Annotated in this window: 15 protein-coding genes and 2 tRNA genes; 14 read left to right on the plus strand and 3 right to left on the minus strand. The window is 71.4% G+C overall.

Annotated elements, in window-relative coordinates:
* Window positions 1-24: 24 nt before the first annotated feature.
* From gyrA to ACFC1R_RS02155, 6 genes are all read left to right on the plus strand, one after another.
* Window positions 25-2619: a DNA gyrase subunit A gene (gene gyrA / locus ACFC1R_RS02130; RefSeq protein WP_375931192.1), complete on the plus strand. Its 2595-nt coding sequence runs from the start codon at window positions 25-27 to the stop codon at window positions 2617-2619.
* A 136-nt stretch (window positions 2620-2755) separates the two neighbouring features.
* The gene (locus tag ACFC1R_RS02135; protein WP_375931195.1) at window positions 2756-3424 is read left to right on the plus strand and encodes a DUF3566 domain-containing protein; all 669 of its coding nucleotides are present in this window, start codon (window positions 2756-2758) and stop codon (window positions 3422-3424) included.
* Between the two features lie 223 nt (window positions 3425-3647).
* Entirely contained in the window at window positions 3648-4994 is a 1347-nt protein-coding gene (locus ACFC1R_RS02140; RefSeq protein ID WP_375931198.1) for a class I SAM-dependent methyltransferase, read from the plus strand.
* A 16-nt stretch (window positions 4995-5010) separates the two neighbouring features.
* Window positions 5011-5084: transfer RNA gene (locus ACFC1R_RS02145), tRNA-Ile, on the plus strand.
* A 1285-nt stretch (window positions 5085-6369) separates the two neighbouring features.
* Window positions 6370-6501 (plus strand): DLW-39 family protein, encoded by a 132-nt coding sequence (locus ACFC1R_RS02150; RefSeq protein WP_211785814.1) that lies wholly within the window; start codon window positions 6370-6372, stop codon window positions 6499-6501.
* Between the two features lie 154 nt (window positions 6502-6655).
* A tRNA-Ala gene (locus tag ACFC1R_RS02155) sits at window positions 6656-6728 on the plus strand.
* A 59-nt stretch (window positions 6729-6787) separates the two neighbouring features.
* Here the strand turns inward: ACFC1R_RS02155 and ACFC1R_RS02160 are convergent.
* Window positions 6788-7684, minus strand: a complete 897-nt coding sequence (locus tag ACFC1R_RS02160; protein WP_375931202.1) for a DUF5324 family protein — start codon at window positions 7682-7684, stop codon at window positions 6788-6790.
* 213 nt (window positions 7685-7897) lie between these two features.
* Here ACFC1R_RS02160 and ACFC1R_RS02165 point away from each other — a divergent pair, with 213 nt between their 5' ends.
* Together ACFC1R_RS02165 and ACFC1R_RS02170 are read left to right on the plus strand one after the other, a co-directional pair.
* Complete coding sequence (locus ACFC1R_RS02165) at window positions 7898-8422, plus strand: peptidylprolyl isomerase (RefSeq protein ID WP_375931205.1); 525 nt, start codon at window positions 7898-7900, stop codon at window positions 8420-8422.
* 114 nt (window positions 8423-8536) lie between these two features.
* Window positions 8537-9430 carry a rhomboid family intramembrane serine protease gene (locus tag ACFC1R_RS02170; protein WP_375931208.1) on the plus strand — a complete coding sequence of 298 codons (894 nt, stop codon included), beginning with the start codon at window positions 8537-8539 and terminating at the stop codon, window positions 9428-9430.
* 309 nt (window positions 9431-9739) lie between these two features.
* Here ACFC1R_RS02170 and crgA read toward each other — a convergent pair whose 3' ends face one another.
* The gene (gene crgA / locus ACFC1R_RS02175; RefSeq protein ID WP_375931211.1) at window positions 9740-9988 is read right to left on the minus strand and encodes a cell division protein CrgA; all 249 of its coding nucleotides are present in this window, start codon (window positions 9986-9988) and stop codon (window positions 9740-9742) included.
* Window positions 9989-10203: 215 nt separating this feature from the next.
* On the opposite strand from crgA, the gene ACFC1R_RS02180 reads away from it, so the two are divergent.
* The 6 genes from ACFC1R_RS02180 to ACFC1R_RS02205 all read left to right on the plus strand — a co-directional run bounded on the left by ACFC1R_RS02180 (window position 10204) and on the right by ACFC1R_RS02205 (window position 14548).
* Complete coding sequence (locus ACFC1R_RS02180; RefSeq protein WP_375931633.1) at window positions 10204-10953, plus strand: DUF881 domain-containing protein; 750 nt, start codon at window positions 10204-10206, stop codon at window positions 10951-10953.
* 123 nt (window positions 10954-11076) lie between these two features.
* Entirely contained in the window at window positions 11077-11247 is a 171-nt protein-coding gene (locus ACFC1R_RS02185) for a hypothetical protein (RefSeq protein WP_375931214.1), read from the plus strand.
* A 66-nt stretch (window positions 11248-11313) separates the two neighbouring features.
* Window positions 11314-11976: an aminodeoxychorismate/anthranilate synthase component II gene (locus ACFC1R_RS02190; protein WP_375931217.1), complete on the plus strand. Its 663-nt coding sequence runs from the start codon at window positions 11314-11316 to the stop codon at window positions 11974-11976.
* A gap of 313 nt (window positions 11977-12289) precedes the next feature.
* Complete coding sequence (locus tag ACFC1R_RS02195; protein ID WP_375931220.1) at window positions 12290-12967, plus strand: class E sortase; 678 nt, start codon at window positions 12290-12292, stop codon at window positions 12965-12967.
* Between the two features lie 36 nt (window positions 12968-13003).
* Window positions 13004-13756 (plus strand): class E sortase, encoded by a 753-nt coding sequence (locus ACFC1R_RS02200; RefSeq protein ID WP_375931636.1) that lies wholly within the window; start codon window positions 13004-13006, stop codon window positions 13754-13756.
* Between the two features lie 129 nt (window positions 13757-13885).
* Window positions 13886-14548 carry a hypothetical protein gene (locus tag ACFC1R_RS02205; RefSeq protein ID WP_375931223.1) on the plus strand — a complete coding sequence of 221 codons (663 nt, stop codon included), beginning with the start codon at window positions 13886-13888 and terminating at the stop codon, window positions 14546-14548.
* A gap of 88 nt (window positions 14549-14636) precedes the next feature.
* On the opposite strand, the gene pknB is transcribed toward ACFC1R_RS02205, so the two are convergent.
* Entirely contained in the window at window positions 14637-16721 is a 2085-nt protein-coding gene (gene pknB / locus ACFC1R_RS02210) for a Stk1 family PASTA domain-containing Ser/Thr kinase (RefSeq protein WP_375931226.1), read from the minus strand.
* Window positions 16722-16809: the final 88 nt, after the last annotated feature.

Raw genomic sequence — 16809 nt, forward strand, 5'->3', positions numbered from 1 at the left:
CGCGTGAAAGGAAACTGACCACCAGTGGTCGACGACAACCGTCCGGACGGCGACGAGCAGCCGGAGAACACCACCCAGGGCACCCTGCGGGTCGAGCCGATCGAGCTCGAGACGGAGATGCAGCGCTCCTACCTCGACTACGCGATGAGCGTGATCGTGAGCCGTGCGCTGCCCGAGGTCCGCGACGGCCTCAAGCCGGTGCACCGCCGCGTGCTCTACGCGATGTACGACGGCGGGTACCGGCCCGAGAAGGGCTACTACAAGTGCGCCCGCGTCGTCGGCGACGTGATGGGCAACTACCACCCGCACGGCGACACCTCGATCTACGACACCGTGGTCCGGCTGGCCCAGCCGTGGTCGCTGCGGATGCCGCTGGTCGACGGCAACGGCAACTTCGGCTCCCCGGGCAACGACCCGGCGGCGGCCATGCGCTACACCGAGTGCAAGATGATGCCGCTGGCCATGGAGATGATGCGCGACATCGACGAGGAGACCGTCGACTTCGCCGCCAACTACGACGGCCGCTCGCAGGAGCCCACCGTCCTGCCCGCGCGCATCCCCAACCTGCTGATCAACGGTGCCACCGGCATCGCGGTCGGCATGGCCACCAACATCCCGCCGCACAACCTGCGCGAGGTCGCCTCCGGCGCGCTCTGGGCACTGGAGCACCCGGACGCCACCAACGAGGAGCTGCTGGAAGCCCTGATCGAGCGGATCAAGGGCCCGGACTTCCCGACCGGCGCGCTGATCGTCGGCCGCCGCGGCATCGAGGACGCCTACCGCACCGGGCGCGGCTCGATCACCATGCGCGCGGTGGTCGAGGTCGAGGAGATCCAGGGCCGCCAGTGCCTGGTGATCACCGAGCTGCCGTACCAGGTCAACCCGGACAACCTCGCGCTGAAGATCGCCGACCTGGTCAAGGACGGCCGGGTCGCGGGCATCGCCGACGTCCGCGACGAGTCCTCCTCGCGGACCGGCCAGCGCCTGGTGATCGTGCTCAAGCGCGACGCGGTCGCCAAGGTCGTGCTCAACAACCTGTACAAGCACACCGACCTGCAGACCAACTTCGGCGCCAACATGCTGGCCCTGGTCGACGGGGTGCCGCGCACGCTGTCGCTCGACGCCTTCATCCGGCACTGGGTCAACCACCAGGTCGAGGTCATCGTCCGCCGCACCACCTTCCGGCTGCGCAAGGCCGAGGAGCGGGCGCACATCCTGCGCGCCCTGCTGCGGGCGCTGGACATGATCGACGAGGTCATCGCGCTGATCCGGGCCTCGGCGAGCGCCGACGCCGCCCGTACCGGCCTGATGGGCCTGCTGTCGATCGACGAGCTCCAGGCCAACGCGATCCTGGAGATGCAGCTGCGCCGCCTGGCCGCCCTGGAGCGCCAGCGGATCACCGACGAGCACGACGAGCTGCAGCGCAAGATCGACGAGTACAACGCGATCCTCGGCTCCCCGGCCCGCCAGCGCGAGATCATCTCCGAGGAGCTGACCGCGATCGTCGAGAAGTACGGCGACGAGCGGCGCTCCACCCTGATCCCCTCCGACGGCGACCTCTCGATCGAGGACCTGATCGCCGAGGAGGACATCGTCGTCACCATCACCCGTGGCGGCTACGTCAAGCGCACCCGCAGCGACCTGTACCGCTCGCAGAAGCGCGGCGGCAAGGGCGTGCGCGGCGCGCAGCTGAAGCAGGACGACATCGTCGACCACTTCTTCGTGACGACGACCCACAACTGGATCCTCTTCTTCACCAACAAGGGCCGGGTCTACCGCGCCAAGGGCTACGAGCTGCCCGACGCCGGCCGGGACGCCCGCGGTCAGCACGTCGCCAACCTGCTGGCCTTCCAGCCGGAGGAGCACATCGCCCAGGTGATGGCGGTGCGCACCTACGAGGACAAGCCGTACCTGGTCCTGGCGACCCGGGCCGGGCTGGCGAAGAAGACCCCGCTGAAGGACTACGACTCGCCGCGCTCCGGCGGTCTGATCGCGATCAACCTGCGGCAGGACGAGGAGGGCCGGGACGACGAGCTGATCGGCGCCGAGCTGGTCTCCGCCGAGGACGACCTGCTGCTGGTCTCCAAGAAGGCGCAGTCGATCCGGTTCACCGCCACCGACGAGGCGCTGCGGCCGATGAGCCGGGCGACCTCCGGGGTGAAGGGCATGTCCTTCCGCGAGGACGACGAGCTGCTGTCGATGAACGTCATCCGTCCGGGGACTTTCGTCTTCACAGCCACCGACGGCGGCTACGCGAAGCGGACTTCGGTGGACGAGTACCGTGTCCAGGGGCGTGGCGGGTTCGGCATCAAGGCGGCGAAGATCGTCGAGGGCCGCGGCTCGCTGGTCGGAGCGCTGGTGGTCGAGGAGACCGACGAGATCATGGCCATCACCCTCTCGGGCGGTGTGATCCGGACCAGGGTTTCGGAGGTTCGTGAAACCGGACGTGACACGATGGGCGTCCAACTGATCAACCTCGGGAAGCGCGACGCGGTGGTGGGCATGGCCCGCAACGCGGAGGCCGAGGACGAGGAGATCTCGGAGGACGAGGACTCTGTGGAGACCTCGACGGAGATCGCTGACGGGACCACGGCGGGTGGACCGGCCGAGCAGGCCTGACCGCACGCCCTGCTGACCGGCGCCCGCCCCTCGGGGGTGGGCGCCGGTCGAGCGGTGCCCGGCCACCCTGGCCGGGCACCGGACACGACGTGACCAGGGCGGACCGCCGGCCTGGCGGTTGACTGGGAGGACCAGGGTGAGTGGAGCCACAGGTGCTGCGGGAGGTGCCGCGAGCGGCCTGCCGGGCGCCGCACAGGGCGGAGCGCCGTTCAGTGGTGTGCCACAGTCGTCGGCCGTTCCCCCGGCCTCGTCCACCTCGGTGATGCCGTCGGTCGGCGGGGCCCAGGGCGCGGCCGGGTCCAGCGGGTTCTCGACGCCGACCACGTACGCCAAGGGCCAGCCGAGCTCGGGCCGGGGGACCTCCGCCCCGCGCCGGCCCGGTACTCCGCCGACCGCCTCTCCGGCGGGTCAGGCGGCCGGTTCGGTCGCCGGCCGGGTGCGCAAGGCCCGGCTGCGGATCACCAAGGCGGACCCGTGGTCGGTCATGAAGGTGAGCTTCCTGCTCTCCCTCGCGGTCGGCGTGATCATCATCGTGGCGACCGCCGTGCTGTGGATGACCCTGGACGGCCTCGGGGTCTTCGACTCCCTGGGCAGCACGCTGAAGGAGGCCACCGGTGCGGACACCTCGGGCGGCTTCAACCTGATGGACTACGTCGGCTTCGGCCGCGTGATGATCTTCACCACCCTGATCGCGGTGGTGGACGTGGTCCTGATGACGGCGCTGGCCACCCTCTCGGCCTTCATCTACAACACCGCCGCGGGCTTCACCGGCGGCATCGAACTGACGCTTGCGGAAGAGGACTGACGCACCGTCGGACATACCTCGTCGGGTTGAGCCCGACCGGAATCAGTGGGCCCTGAAGTCTGTTGCAATCTTCAGGGCCCGCTGGCGTTCGAGTGACAGCCCCGGCGACCCCGGCGTGCCGTCCGAACCCGTGACAGCCGCTGTGGGTTAGCTGGCGGCCGTGTCCCGGGGGCGGGTGTCGTAGGCGACAGGGTGGGCAGTTACGGCTGGTCGGAGGCGCTCGATGGCTGAGGTGGCAACGCAACTCGTAGGGGCACTGGAGGGGCTGCTGGGGGCCGGACTCCCACTCCGGGTGCAGGCGTGGGACGGCAGCGTGGCCGGCCCGTCGGAGGCGCCCGTGGTGGTGCTCCGCAACCGGCGAGCGGTGCGCCGGCTGATCTGGCAGCCGGGTGAGCTCGGGCTGGCCCGTGCGTTCGTCTCGGGCGATCTCGACCTCGCCCCCGGCACCGATCTCTACGACGTGATGCGCGCGGTCGCGCACTTCGTCGAGCAGCCGCGGATCCGCGCCCTCGCGCTGGGCCCGAGGGACCTGCTGGGCCCCGAGGGCCGCCGCCTGCTGAGCGTGGCCGTCCGCACCGGCTCGCTCGGCCTCCAGCCCGCCCCGCCGCCGGAGGAGGCCCGCCAGCAGGGCCGGGTGCACAGCCGCAGCCGGGACCGCGCCGCGATCAGCCACCACTACGACGTCGGCAACGACTTCTACCGCCTGGTGCTGGGCTCCTCGATGGTCTACTCCTGCGCGTACTGGACGCCGGACGGCAAGAGCCTGGAGGACGCCCAGGAGGCCAAGCTCGACCTGATCTGCCGGAAGCTGGGCCTGCGGCCCGGGATGCGTCTGCTGGACGTCGGCTGCGGCTGGGGCTCGCTGCTGCTGCACGCGGCCAGGAAGTACGGCGTCACCGCCGTCGGCGTCTCGATCTCCAAGGAGCAGGTCGCGCTGGCGCGTGAGCGGGTCGCGGCGGCCGGTCTGTCCGACCGGGTCGAGGTGCGCCTCCAGGACTACCGGGAGATCCCCGACGGCCCCTTCGACGCCATCTCCAGCGTCGGCATGGCCGAGCACGTCGGCGCCGCCCAGTACCTGCGCTACGCGAGCGGCCTCTACGGGCTGCTCACCCCCGGCGGCCGCCTCCTCAACCACCAGATCGCCCGCCGCCCCGGCCGCCCCGGCGAGCCGTACGTGCCGAGCCCCTTCATCTCCTCGTACGTCTTCCCGGACGGCGAGCTCGCTCCGGTCGGCAGCACCGTCTCCCTGCTGGAGGAGGCCGGCTTCGAGGTCCGGGACGTCGAGTCCCTGCGCGAGCACTACGCGCTCACCCTGCGCGAGTGGGTGGCGAACCTGGAGGCCAACTGGCCGGAGGCGGTCCAGCTGGTCGGCCGCGGCCGTGCCCGGGTCTGGCGTCTGTACATGGCCGCCTCGGCCCTCGCCTTCGAGGAGAACCGCATCGGGATCAACCAGGTGCTCGCCGTCCGCACCGCCCCCGGGGGCCTCAGCCACCTGCCCGCGACCCGCGAGGAATGGCTCGCCAGGGTGCCCGCCGACGCGGATTTGGGAGATCGGCCATCGGTCCGCTAATCTTTCAGTGCGGCAAGGGCCTATAGCTCAGACGGTTAGAGCGCTTCCCTGATAAGGAAGAGGCCACAGGTTCAAGTCCTGTTAGGCCCACCGGCGCAGAAGGCCCGGAGTGGACATCCACTCCGGGCCTTCTGACGTTCCCGGGGCCGGGCCGTCCTCTGGGCGTGACCGGTCGGCCGCGGGCTCGTTGCACCGGGTGCGCAGAGGCAACTTGGGTGGGACGACTCGAAGCTGCTGTGAAGTTGGGGATTGCCGGGCGTCAGAACCGGTCATCGGTCCGTGGACGTAGCGCGACCTCTGCTCCCTGCTGGCGGATGCTCCGGCCCCGCGCCCCGGTGAGGGGCGGTCGACACTTCACTCCGACCATGGAGGCATCCCCATGTCCGTGGAAGCCGCCCTGCTCGAGTCCAGGACCCTGCGCAGGAACCTGAGCGGGCGTACCGAGGTCCTCGATGAGGTCAAGGCGCTGGCGCTGCTGCCCGGCGGGCGGTGCTGAACGCGGCGATGCTGCTGCGGGACGGCGAGGTCGCCGGGAGGGTCCGGCGGTCCCTGCTGGACCTGGCGGTGGACCGCCCGGGGGCGTCGTGCGCGGAGTCGGGTGGCTGCTGGTGCTCGCGGGGCGTGGAGCCGGCCGTGGAACGGGCTGTGCAGCGGGTCGTGGAGCAGGGCGCCGAGTGCTTTTCCGGGCGGGTCGCCGCAGTCGAGCAGCGGGTGGCCGGGTGCGAGGGGATGGTGCTCGCGGACCGGGAGCTGCTGGGGGGCGATGAGTGTGCGGCTGTGCCGGGTCGGCGAGGACGTCGGCGAACTGCGGCGCGATCTGGCGGAGTTGCGGAGCGGGCTGGGCCGGCTCGGCACCCGGCGGCCCGGTCGGCGGCCCGGGACCGACCCCCGGCGTCCCTGAGAGGCCCTGTCCGGGCCCATCCGGCCCGGAAGCAGCCCGGGTGGGGCGTCGGGCGGACGGAGGCGCAGGGAGGCGCACAGGGGCGTCGTGGCCGGTCTTCTGGGCGGGTGCACACCCCCGGGCTGCGCGACCGCGGGCCAGGGCCGTACGCGTCCGGGGCCGCACGGTTCTGAGACCGCGGCCAGGGTGGCGGGCGACCCGTCGAGTCCCCGGACGGGGCACCTGCGGCCGGGCGTGTCGCAGGTCGGCGTTCCGGCCCGGGGTACGGCGTCAATCAGGCGTGCGGACCGGGCGGTTGGACCTGACGGGGGCCGCTCGGTGAGCGGTTACCGGTGTGTATCATCGGCCGCAAGGCGGTCTGCGACCCCAGCCGCTGGTTCGTGCTCGTACATCAGAGGACTCGCGAGCGATCCCTCCGTGAGGGGGAGCCCTGCTGAGCCCGCCCCAAGCAAGCAAGAAGGACGAGGTCCCGCGGTGAAGAAGCTTCTCCTGGTCGCCCTGGTCGCCCTCGGCGGCTTCTTTGTCTACCGTCAGGTCCAGGCGGACCGCGCCGAGCAGGACCTGTGGACCGAGGCCACCGACCCGGTCCCGGCCGGCGCCCGCTGACACCGGACGATCTTTCGGAGGCCCTGCACGGTCCTCCGCTGGGTGGCCCCCGGTCCGACGGCCGGGGAGCCCACCCGTGGTCTGCTGCCGCAGTGCGGATACCTGCTGAAGATTCTCGGCGGGACCGGGTACGCTAGTGCGCAGCACACCGCACGGGGCTTTAGCTCAGTTGGTAGAGCGCTGCCTTTGCAAGGCAGATGTCAGGAGTTCGAATCTCCTAAGCTCCACCGTGCGTTCGGCCGCTGACCTGGGATCAGGTCAGCGGCCGAACTGTTTTCCCGGCCGCTCAGTGCGGCTTGCGCGGGTCGTGCGGCTTGGGGGGGTCGCCGGGGGCCGGCTTGCCGGGCGGGGGTCCCGGCTTGGGGTCGGGGGTCTGGTCGGTGGGGTGGCCGTTCGGCTGGTCGGCTGACTGCTCCCGGGGGCCCGAGCCGTTGAGCTGCGGTTCGGCGGCCGCGGTGCCGGTGGTGGTGGAGCCGGAGGCGGGACCGCGGGTGCTGCCGGGGGGCTCGACCAGCCACTCCGGGTTGCTCTGGCGGCGCCACCACTGCCAGGCGAGCACGCCCGCGCCGATCGCCAGGGTGCCCGTGACGGCGAGGCCGGTGGCCCAGCCGCGTCGGCACCTGGCGGAGCGCTTGGCGTTCCTGGCGGCGAGGTCGGCGATCTCGGCGGAGCTGACGTTGCCCTGCAGCGCGGCCAGCGCGGCGGCGGTGCGGGTCTGTGCCTCCTGGGCGACCGGGACGATGGCGGTGCGGGCGCCGTCGACGGCGTCGAAGACCCGGGGGCCGACGTTCGTCCTGGCGTGGTCGGCGGCCCGGCCGGCGGAGTGCCGGGCGGCCAGGGCGGCCTCCTGGGCCAGGTGGACGGCCTTGAGGGTGTTCTGCTGGGCCTGCGGTGGAAGGGCGGAGAACGCCTGTTCCAGCTGGGGGGCGACGTGCTTGACGTACTGGACGCGGGCGGCCTGGGAGGCGTGCGCGGCGCCGCTCCTGGCCTGGACGCCCGCCGCGCCGACCTTGGGGCCCAGGGCCTCCAGCGCGGGGCCGAGCCGGTGCTTGGCCTCGTCCGCGTAGTGCAGTGCCGTTTCCTTGGCGGTGGTGGCATAGGGCGCCAGTGTGTCCCTGGTCCGGCCGGCTGTCTCACGAGCTGAGTGGGTCACGAGCTTCTCCTCCTGGATGGCGTCCTGCATGCACGTTTCCACCTGATTGGAGATCATGCATGCTGGTTTGTCCCACTGGCGCGCCGGGTTGGGCCGTACGCGGGTCACCGGTGGCGATTCGGTGGCGGTCGCCGATGGTGGTCGGGGAGTGGTGCGCCGGAGTGGTGGACGGGCGCGTGGGAGGCGGCCGCACCGCACATGGGATGATCTGAAGATCAGTTGCACAGATTAGGAAGGCACATCGTGGCCGAGGAACTTTTCGCCACCCTGAAGACCAACCGCGGCGACATCGTCATCAAGCTCTTCCCGAACCACGCTCCGAAGACGGTGGCGAACTTCGTGGAGCTGGCCGAGGGCAGCCGCGAGTGGACGCACCCCCGTACCGGCGTGAAGTCCAACGCCCCGCTGTACAACGGCACCGTGTTCCACCGTGTGATCAGCGACTTCATGATCCAGGGCGGTGACCCGCTGGGCACCGGCACCGGCGGTCCCGGCTACCGCTTCGCCGACGAGTTCCACCCGGACCTGGCCTTCGACCGTCCGTTCCTGCTGGCCATGGCCAACGCCGGCCCGGGGACCAACGGCTCGCAGTTCTTCGTCACCGTGACGCCGACCGCCTGGCTGACCAACAAGCACACCATCTTCGGCGAGGTCGAGGACGAGCTCAGCCGCAAGGTGGTTTCGGAGATCTCGGTCACCCGCACCGGCCGCGGCGACCGCCCGGTCGAGGACGTCGTCATCGAGTCGGTGGAGATCACCCGCCGCTGAGTCGACCGGCCGAAACGCTGGGAGGGGCCCTGCCCCGGCAGTAGCCTTGACGGTCCCGGCGGTACCCCGTGCGCGGTGGTGCCGCCGGGACCGCCCCTGAGGAGGGAACCCCGGATGCTCCCGGACGAGTCGGCCCGACCACAGCCCGAGGCGGCCTCGGGTCTTTCCCGCTGCTACCGGCACGCCGAGCGGGAGACCGGCATCGCCTGCACCCGCTGCGGGCGGGCGATCTGCCCGGAGTGCATGGTGAACGCCTCGGTGGGCTTCCACTGCCCCGAGTGCGTGCGCAGCACCCGCCAGGAGGCCGCGCAGACCGGGGCCCGCACCCGCTTCGGCGGTACGCACACCCAGGACGGTGCGCTGGTCACCAAGGGCCTGATCGGGATCAACGTCGCGGTCTTCCTGCTGACCGAGTACCTGCGCCCGGAGCTCAAGGAGATGCTCTCCCTGCACAGCCTGGTCCCGCCGTACTGGTACCAGCCCTACGGCGTCGCCGCCGGGCCCGACCAGTGGTACCGGCTGGTGACCGCCGCGTTCGTGCACACCGGTCTGCTGCACCTGGTGATGAACATGGTCTCGCTCTGGGTGATCGGCCCCAACCTCGAACGGATGCTGGGCCGGCTCCGCTTCGTGGGGCTGTACGCGGTCTCGGGGCTGGCGGGCAACGCCTTCGCCTACCTGGTCTCCGGAGACCGGTTGTACTCGATGGGGGCCTCCGGGGCGATCTTCGGCCTGCTGGGCGCCACCGCGGTGCTGTTCCGGGTCACCCGGACGCCGCTGGCGCCGTTGATGGCGCTGCTGGTCTTCAACCTGGTGATCACCTTCTCGGTGCCGTACATCGACTGGCGCGCGCACGTCGGCGGCCTGGTGGCCGGTGCCGTCACCGGCGTGGGCCTGATGTACGCCCCCCGGGCGCACCGCAGCCTGGTGCAGGGGTTGACGCTGGCCGGGATGCTCGCTCTGGTCGTCGCGCTGGTCCTGGTCGGGACGGCCCGGATCGGGGTGTGAGGCGCGGTGCCGCACCGAGGTGCGGCGCCCGGTTGTCCACAGCGTGCACGGGGCTGTGCACAGCCCGTGTGGAGGACCGGCTGGGGATACCCTCTCTACGCGCGTCCAGCTGTGCTTTTGTCAGCCCTCCGACACCCTTTTCCAGGGCTGTGGAGAACAAGTTATCCACAGGCTGGGTCGACTTTTCCCCAGTGTGGATAACCGTGTGGATAAACGTACGGTTCGATGACCCGAACCGGCTGTGGACAGGCAGAAGCACCGCTCCCGGCCCGGGCCGGAAGCGGTGCGGAAGGACGGGTCAGACGGGGCTTACTTCCACTGGGTGGAGACGCCGAAACCCGCGGCGATGAAGCCGAAGCCGGCCAGGATGTTCCAGTTGCCCCAGGCCTGGACCGGCCAGCTGCCGTTGGTCACGTAGTAGGTGACGATCCACACCAGGCCGATCAGGAACAGTGCCAGCATCAGCGGTGCCACCCAGCTGCGCCCGGAACTGATCTTCACCGCCGTCGTCGTCGGCGGGGTGTAGTCGGACTTCTTGCGGAGTCGAGACTTCGGCACGAGGGGTTCTCCTGTCGATGCGCTGTGACCGCGCAGGGTGCAGCGGGGCGGGCGGCGGTGGGGACCGGTCTGTACGGGGGAGCGACCGGTCCGGACCTCCGCCAGGGGAACCTGGGGACGTACCGGACAGGGCGCTCCGCACATGCCACCGGCGTCCGTTAGCGTAGTGGCTCGCCGGGTCTGAAGGAGATAAGGGTACGGTGCCGAATTTCACGATTCCCCGGGGTTCCGCCGACGGCCGCCGCCCTGGTGCCCGAATTGTCGGACGTGCCCTTACCTGCACAGTATTCTCCCTCGCCGGGCTGCTCTTCTACATCAGCGCGGAGACCGCCCGCGGCACCGATCTGCGCACCGACAACTCCCTGCTGCGGCTCAGCGACGTGATAACCCAGCGCAGCACCCAGAACCAGCAGACCCAGGCGCAGCTCACCGATCTCCAGCACCGCGCCGACGCCCTCACCAGGCAGCGGGTCGCCCCCTCCGACACGGCCCAGCTGGACCCGCTGCGCCGGTCCGCCGGACTCGACCCGCTGAAGGGCCCCGGTCTGACCGTCACCCTGAACGACGCACCGCCGGACGCCACCGCGCGCATCCCGGGCGTCCCCGACCCGGGCGTCAACGACCTGGTGATCCACCAGCAGGACATCCAGGCCGTGGTGAACGCGCTCTGGCGCGGCGGTGCCGAGGGGATCCAGGTGATGGACCAGCGGCTGATCGCCACCAGCGCGGTCCGCTGCGTCGGCAACACCCTGCTGCTCCAGGGCCGGGTCTACTCCCCGCCGTACGTCATCAAGGCGGTCGGCCGCACCGACGCGCTGCGGGCGGCGGTCAACGGCGATCCGACGATCAACAACTACCTTCAGTACGTCGCCGCGTACGGGCTCGGCTGGAAGGTGCAGGAGAGCGCCAACCTGACCGTGCCCGGGTACACGGGCAGCGTCGATCTGCACTCGGCGAACGGTTAGAACGCGAACGGCGGCAACGGCCGGTGGGTGCGGGGGAGCAGGACCGGACAACTCCGGTGATGTGGCCTGTCCGGCAGACGGTGCGGTCTAGTCTTGACACCGACCTGAACCCTGAGGAGCGGCATGTACGGCTGGATCTGGCGGCATCTGCCGGGGAACACCCTGGTCCGGATGATCCTCGCGGTGCTGCTCGTGCTCGGGGTGGTCTACGTCCTGTTCCAGTACGTCTTCCCGTGGGCCGAACCGCTGCTGCCCTTCGGGAACGTCACGGTGGACCAAGGCGGGGCCGGCTGACCGGTTCCGCTCCCCCGCTCTTCCCCTGCCGGTCGGCAGGAACCGCACTTCAGGAGTAGCGCGCGTATGACCTCCGCCGGAAGTTCGCCCCGGATCCTCGTGGTGGACAACTACGACAGCTTCGTCTTCAACCTCGTCCAGTACCTGTACCAGCTGGGCGCCACCTGCGAGGTGGTGCGCAACGACGAGGTGACGGTCGAGCACGCGGTGCGCCGCGACGGCGAGCGCGGCTTCGACGGCGTGCTGCTCTCCCCCGGACCGGGAGCGCCGGAGGAGGCCGGGGTGTGCATCGAGATGGTGCACCACTGCGCGTCAGCCGGGCTGCCGCTGTTCGGCGTCTGCCTCGGGCTGCAGTCGATCGCGGTGGCGTACGGCGCGGTGGTCGACCGGGCGCCCGAGCTGCTGCACGGCAAGGTCTCGCAGGTGACGCACGAGGACGGCGGGGTCTTCGCGGGCCTGCCCTCGCCGATGACCGCGACCAGGTACCACTCGCTCGCGGTCGAACCGGCGACCGTCCCGGACACCCTGGTGGTCACCGCGCAGACCGACAGCGGCGTCATCATGGGGCTGCGGCACCGTGAACTCCTGGTCGAGGGCGTGCAGTTCCACCCCGAGTCGGTGCTCACCGAAGGCGGTCACCGGATGCTGGCCAACTGGCTGGCGGAGTGCGGCTACCCGGAGGCGGTCGGCCGTTCGGCCGGGCTCGCCCCGGTGATCGGCCGGGGCTGAGAGGGTGACGGCACTGAGCCCGGAGGGGGGCGCGCACACCGGCTCCGGAGCGGGACCGGGTACGGACCCGGGAGGGTGGGGCGGCCACGAGCCGGCCGGCGGGCACCCCGGGGCGCCGGCCGAGCAGACGCTGCAGCTGCGACCGATACCCGGTGCGGACCCGGCGGACCCGGACGCCGGTCCCGCCGTGCCGAACGGCCGGTCGGGGCGGCGGCGGGCCGCCGGCGGGACGGCGGTGCGCTCCGGCAGCGGCAGACGCCGGGCGGCCGGGCGGCCCACCGGGCCGAGGCCGCGCCCGAAGGAGTCCAAGCGGGTGGTCGCCGCCCGGCTGGTCGGCGAACTGTTCATCACCCTCGGCCTGGTGATGCTGCTCTTCGTCGCGTACCAGCTGTGGTGGACCAACGTGCAGGCGGACGCCTCCGCCGACGGCACCCGCAGCCAGCTGGAACAGCAGTGGGCCAAGCCGCAGCCCGCACCGGCCCCGGGCAGCGCAGACAAGCCCGCCGGGGCGTTCGAACCGGGCAAGGGCTTCGCCATCATCCACATCCCCAAGCTCGGTCTGACGTACCCGATCGCCGAGGGCACCGGGAAGCAGCAGGTGCTCGACAAGGGCCTGGTCGGGCACTACATCGGCACCGCGATGCCCTCCGACAAGACCGGCAACTTCGCCGTGGCCGCCCACCGGACCACGCACGGCCAGCCCTTCCGCAAGATCGGGCAGCTGGTCCCGGGGGACAAGATCGTGGTGGAGACCGCGACCTCCTACTACACCTACGAGGTGGCGGGCGGCATCCCGGAGACGCCGCCGTCCAACGTCTCGGTGCTCCAACCGGTGCCGAAGGGATCACCGTTCGGCCAACCGGGTCGTTACATCACCATGACGACGTGCACGCCGGAGTTCAGTGCCCGGGGAAGGCTGATCGTCTTTGGCAAGATGGTCGAGGAACGGCCGAGGAGTCAGGGGCAGCCTCCTGCCCTGACCGGCGGCTAGGCACCCGTACCCGAGGGACGAGGCGGCGGCGTGGAGATCGTTCTGGACGGACCCTCACGAGCCGAGCAGCGGCGGCGTCGCCGCCGGGGCCGACGGGCCTCGGTGCTGGGCCTGGTCGGCGAGCTGCTCATCACCGCCGGGCTGGTGCTGGCCCTGTTCGTCGGGTACTCGCTGTGGTGGACGGACGTGGTCGCCGACCGGCGCGCCGGTGTCCAGGCGGACCGGCTGCGCGACAGCTGGTCCGCCCCGGCCGTCCCGGGCCCGTCCGGTGCGGCGGCCCAGGCCCCGCCCCCCGTCTACGCGGCCGGGGACGGCGTGGGCTTCCTGCACGTCCCCGCGCTCGGCCGGGGCTACCAGGTGCTGATCAGGATGGGCACCGGCAGCGAGGTCCTCGACGAGGGCGTGGCCGGGGTCTACGAGGAGCCGTACCGGGCCGCGATGCCCTGGGACGGCGAGGGCAACTTCGCCCTCGCCGCGCACCGGGACGGCCACGGCGCCAAGTTCCACGACCTCGACCGGGTCGGCAGGGGCGACGCGATCGTGGTCGAGACCCGGGACAGCTGGTACGTCTACCGGGTCGACAACACGCTGCCCCAGACCTCGAAGTACGACACCGGCGTCGTCGCCCCGGTCCCCACCGGCTCCGGCTACACCGATCCCGGCCGGTACATCACCCTGACCACCTGCACGCCGGTGTACACCTCCACGTACCGGATGGCGGTCTGGGGGAGCCTGTTGAGGGTCGATCGGATGGACGCGAAGCGGACCCCGCCGCCCGAGCTGCGCTGAGGCGTGCGGCGGCCGGTGCACGCGGGGCGCGTGATGCGGTGCGCTCGGCCGGAGAGGTGACGCGGCGTCAACCGCCGTCGTTGGAAGTTCGCCGGAACAGGTGTCTGACGACGGGTGAGGCGAGCGCCGATGGACCACGAAGCCGTACTTCTCGAATCCCGCACCATGCGCGGCAGCCTGGTGGACCGCACCGAGGCCCTCGACCGGGTCAGGGCGCCCGGGCCGCTGCCGGACGGGCCGCATCTGACGCGGTCCATGGTGGCCGCCTACTTCGACGTGGACGAGGAGGCCGTCCGGACCTTGGTCCGACGCCACCGCGAGGAGCTCGCGGGCAGCGGTATGGCCCTGCTGAAGGGCGCCGGGCTGCGGGATCTTCCGGGGGTCGACCCGGCCCCTGGAAGATCCCCGGGCCGCGGCCTGCTGGTCTTCCCCCGCCGGGCGGTGCTGAACGTGGCGATGCTGCTGCGGGACAGTGAGGTGGCGCGGCAGGTCCGGCGGCACCTGCTCGACCTGGCGCAGGCGCCGGTCTCCTGGCCGGAGGCGATGGCGGCCGAGATCGCCCAGCGGGCGGTGGCGGGGCCGCGGGAGGAGCTGGCCGAGCTCAGGGAGGCGTACGCCCGGCTGGTCCGGCAGCTGGAGGTGGAGCGGGCGGTGGTGGCCGCGATGAGCGTCCGGGTCGCGGACACCGCCTGCGAGGTGCCCACCCTGGGCGGCCGGGTGGACATGCTCTGCACCCTGGGCGCCGCCCCGGGGCCCGGCAGGCGGCGGCGCTCCGGCCACGGCAGGCGGTGAGGTCCCGGCCGACGGTGCGGCGGGCAGCGCGGAGGGGGCCGCGGATGCGGCCCCCTCCGGTGTCCCTGCGGTGTTCAGCTGTCCGTGATCAGTGGTTGGTCGGGGGGTTGGGGCTGGTGCCGCCGTTGCCGCCGTTTCCCCGCGGGTCACCCGGCATGGTGATCAGCTGGACGCTGGAACCGGAGTCCACCAGGTTGTTCGTGCCGGGGTTGGTGTTGACGACGATGTTGTTGCTGTCGCCGCCAGCGCCGCCGAAGGTCCACTGCAGGCCGGCCGACTTCAGGATGCCCATGGCGTCCTTGACGGTCTTGCCCTTCACGTCCGGGACGGGCACCTTGTCCGGCGTCTTGTAGACGGTCAGGGTGACCGTGGAGCCCTGGGCCGCCTTGCTGTTGGCCGGGGGGTTCTGGTCGGCGACGATGTCGACCTTGGTGGGGTCGGTGGCCGGTGTGGTCTTGACCTCCACCACGAAGCCCGCCTGCTGGAGGGCCTGCCGGGCGGCGTCGGTCTGCTGGCCGATCACCCCGGGGACGGCCGTCTTGGTCTTGCCCTGGGAGAGCACCAGGTCGACCGAGGTGCCCGGGGCGGCGTTGCCGGTGACCGACTGGGAGAGGACCTTGTCCTGCGGCGTGTTGTCGTCGTTCTTGTAGGTGACGTTGCCGACCGTGAAGCCCGCCTTGGTCAGCGCGGCCTTCGCGGCGTCCGAGGACTGGCCGGTGACGTCCGGCACGGCGGTGGCGGCCGGGCCGCTGGAGAGGTGCACCTTGATCGGGGTGCTCACCTCGACCTGGATGCCGACGCCCGGCTCCTGGGTGCAGACCTGGTCCTTCTGGATGGTGGTGTCCGGGCAGGCGACCGGGTCGGCCGCGGTGACCTGGAGCTTGTCGTTCACGGCGGCCGCGGCGGCCTGGGCGTCCTTCAGGGACTTGCCGACCAGGTTGGGCACGGCCACCTTGCCGGTGCTGCCGGTGGTGGCGCCGCCCGTCTGGGTCATGGCGTCCACCACGAAGTAGGCGCCGACCAGCACCAGGACGGCCGCGATGGCCAGGACGATCCAGGAGGTGTTGCTCTTCTTCGGCTGGTCCTGGCGGCGGCCGCCCCGCTCGTAGGTGTCGTCGTAGCCGCCGTCGGCGCCGCCGGAGCCGTCCTGGTAGCCGTAGCCGGGCTGCTGGCCGCCGACCGGCGACATCATGGCGGTCGGGCCGCCGCCCTGCTGCGGGAGCATGTTGGTCTGGCCGTACGGGTCGTGCTGCGCGGGGTAGCCGTGCTGGTCGTAGCCGTAACCGGGGCCGCCCATGCCGTACGCGGCGGCCTGCTGGGCGGCGGCGACCGGGAGGCCGTCGAGGAAGCGCTCGATGTCGTCGCGCATCTCGTCGGCACTCTGGTAGCGGTAGTCGCGCTCCTTGGCCAGGGCCTTGAGCACGATCGCGTCGATCTCGGGACGGACCTCGGGGTCGTAGGAGGAGGGCGGCATGGCCTCCTCGCGGACGTGCTGGTACGCCACGGCGACCGGCGAGTCGCCGATGAACGGCGGGCGCACGGTGAGCAGCTCGTAGAGCAGGCAGCCGGTGGAGTAGAGGTCGGAGCGGGCGTCGACGGTCTCGCCCTTGGCCTGCTCCGGGGAGAGGTACTGGGCGGTGCCGATGACGGCGGAGGTCTGGGTCATCGTCATGCCGGCGTCACCCATGGCGCGGGCGATGCCGAAGTCCATGACCTTGACGTTGCCCTGCTTGGTGAGCATGACGTTGGCGGGCTTGATGTCGCGGTGGACGATGCCGGCCCGGTGGGAGTACTCCAGCGCCTGGAGGATCCCGATGGTCATCTCCAGCGCGCGCTCGGGCAGCAGCCGGCGGCCGGAGTGCAGCAGCTCGCGCAGGGTGGAACCCTCGACGTACTCCATCACGATGTACGGGATGGAGATGCCGTCGATGTAGTCCTCGCCCGTGTCGTAGACGGCGACGATGGCGGGGTGGTTCAGGGAGGCCGCGGACTGGGCTTCGCGGCGGAAGCGGGCCTGGAACGACGGATCCCGGGCCATGTCGGCCCGGAGCGTCTTCACTGCGACGGAGCGGCCGAGCCGGGTGTCATGGGCGAGGTACACCTCGGCCATGCCGCCGCGCCCGAGGACGCCGCCGAGCTCGTACCTGCCGCCGAGGCGACGAGGCTCTTCCATAGTTCCGACCCTCTCCCTCACCTGCCGGTGAGGATGTGACGTAGGTGTCCCCGCACGCTCTGTTGGACGCTGCCGGCCGTCACGGTGG

The sequence above is a fragment of the Kitasatospora sp. NPDC056138 genome, from assembly GCF_042264695.1.
Taxonomy (GTDB): Bacteria; Actinomycetota; Actinomycetes; order Streptomycetales; family Streptomycetaceae; genus Kitasatospora.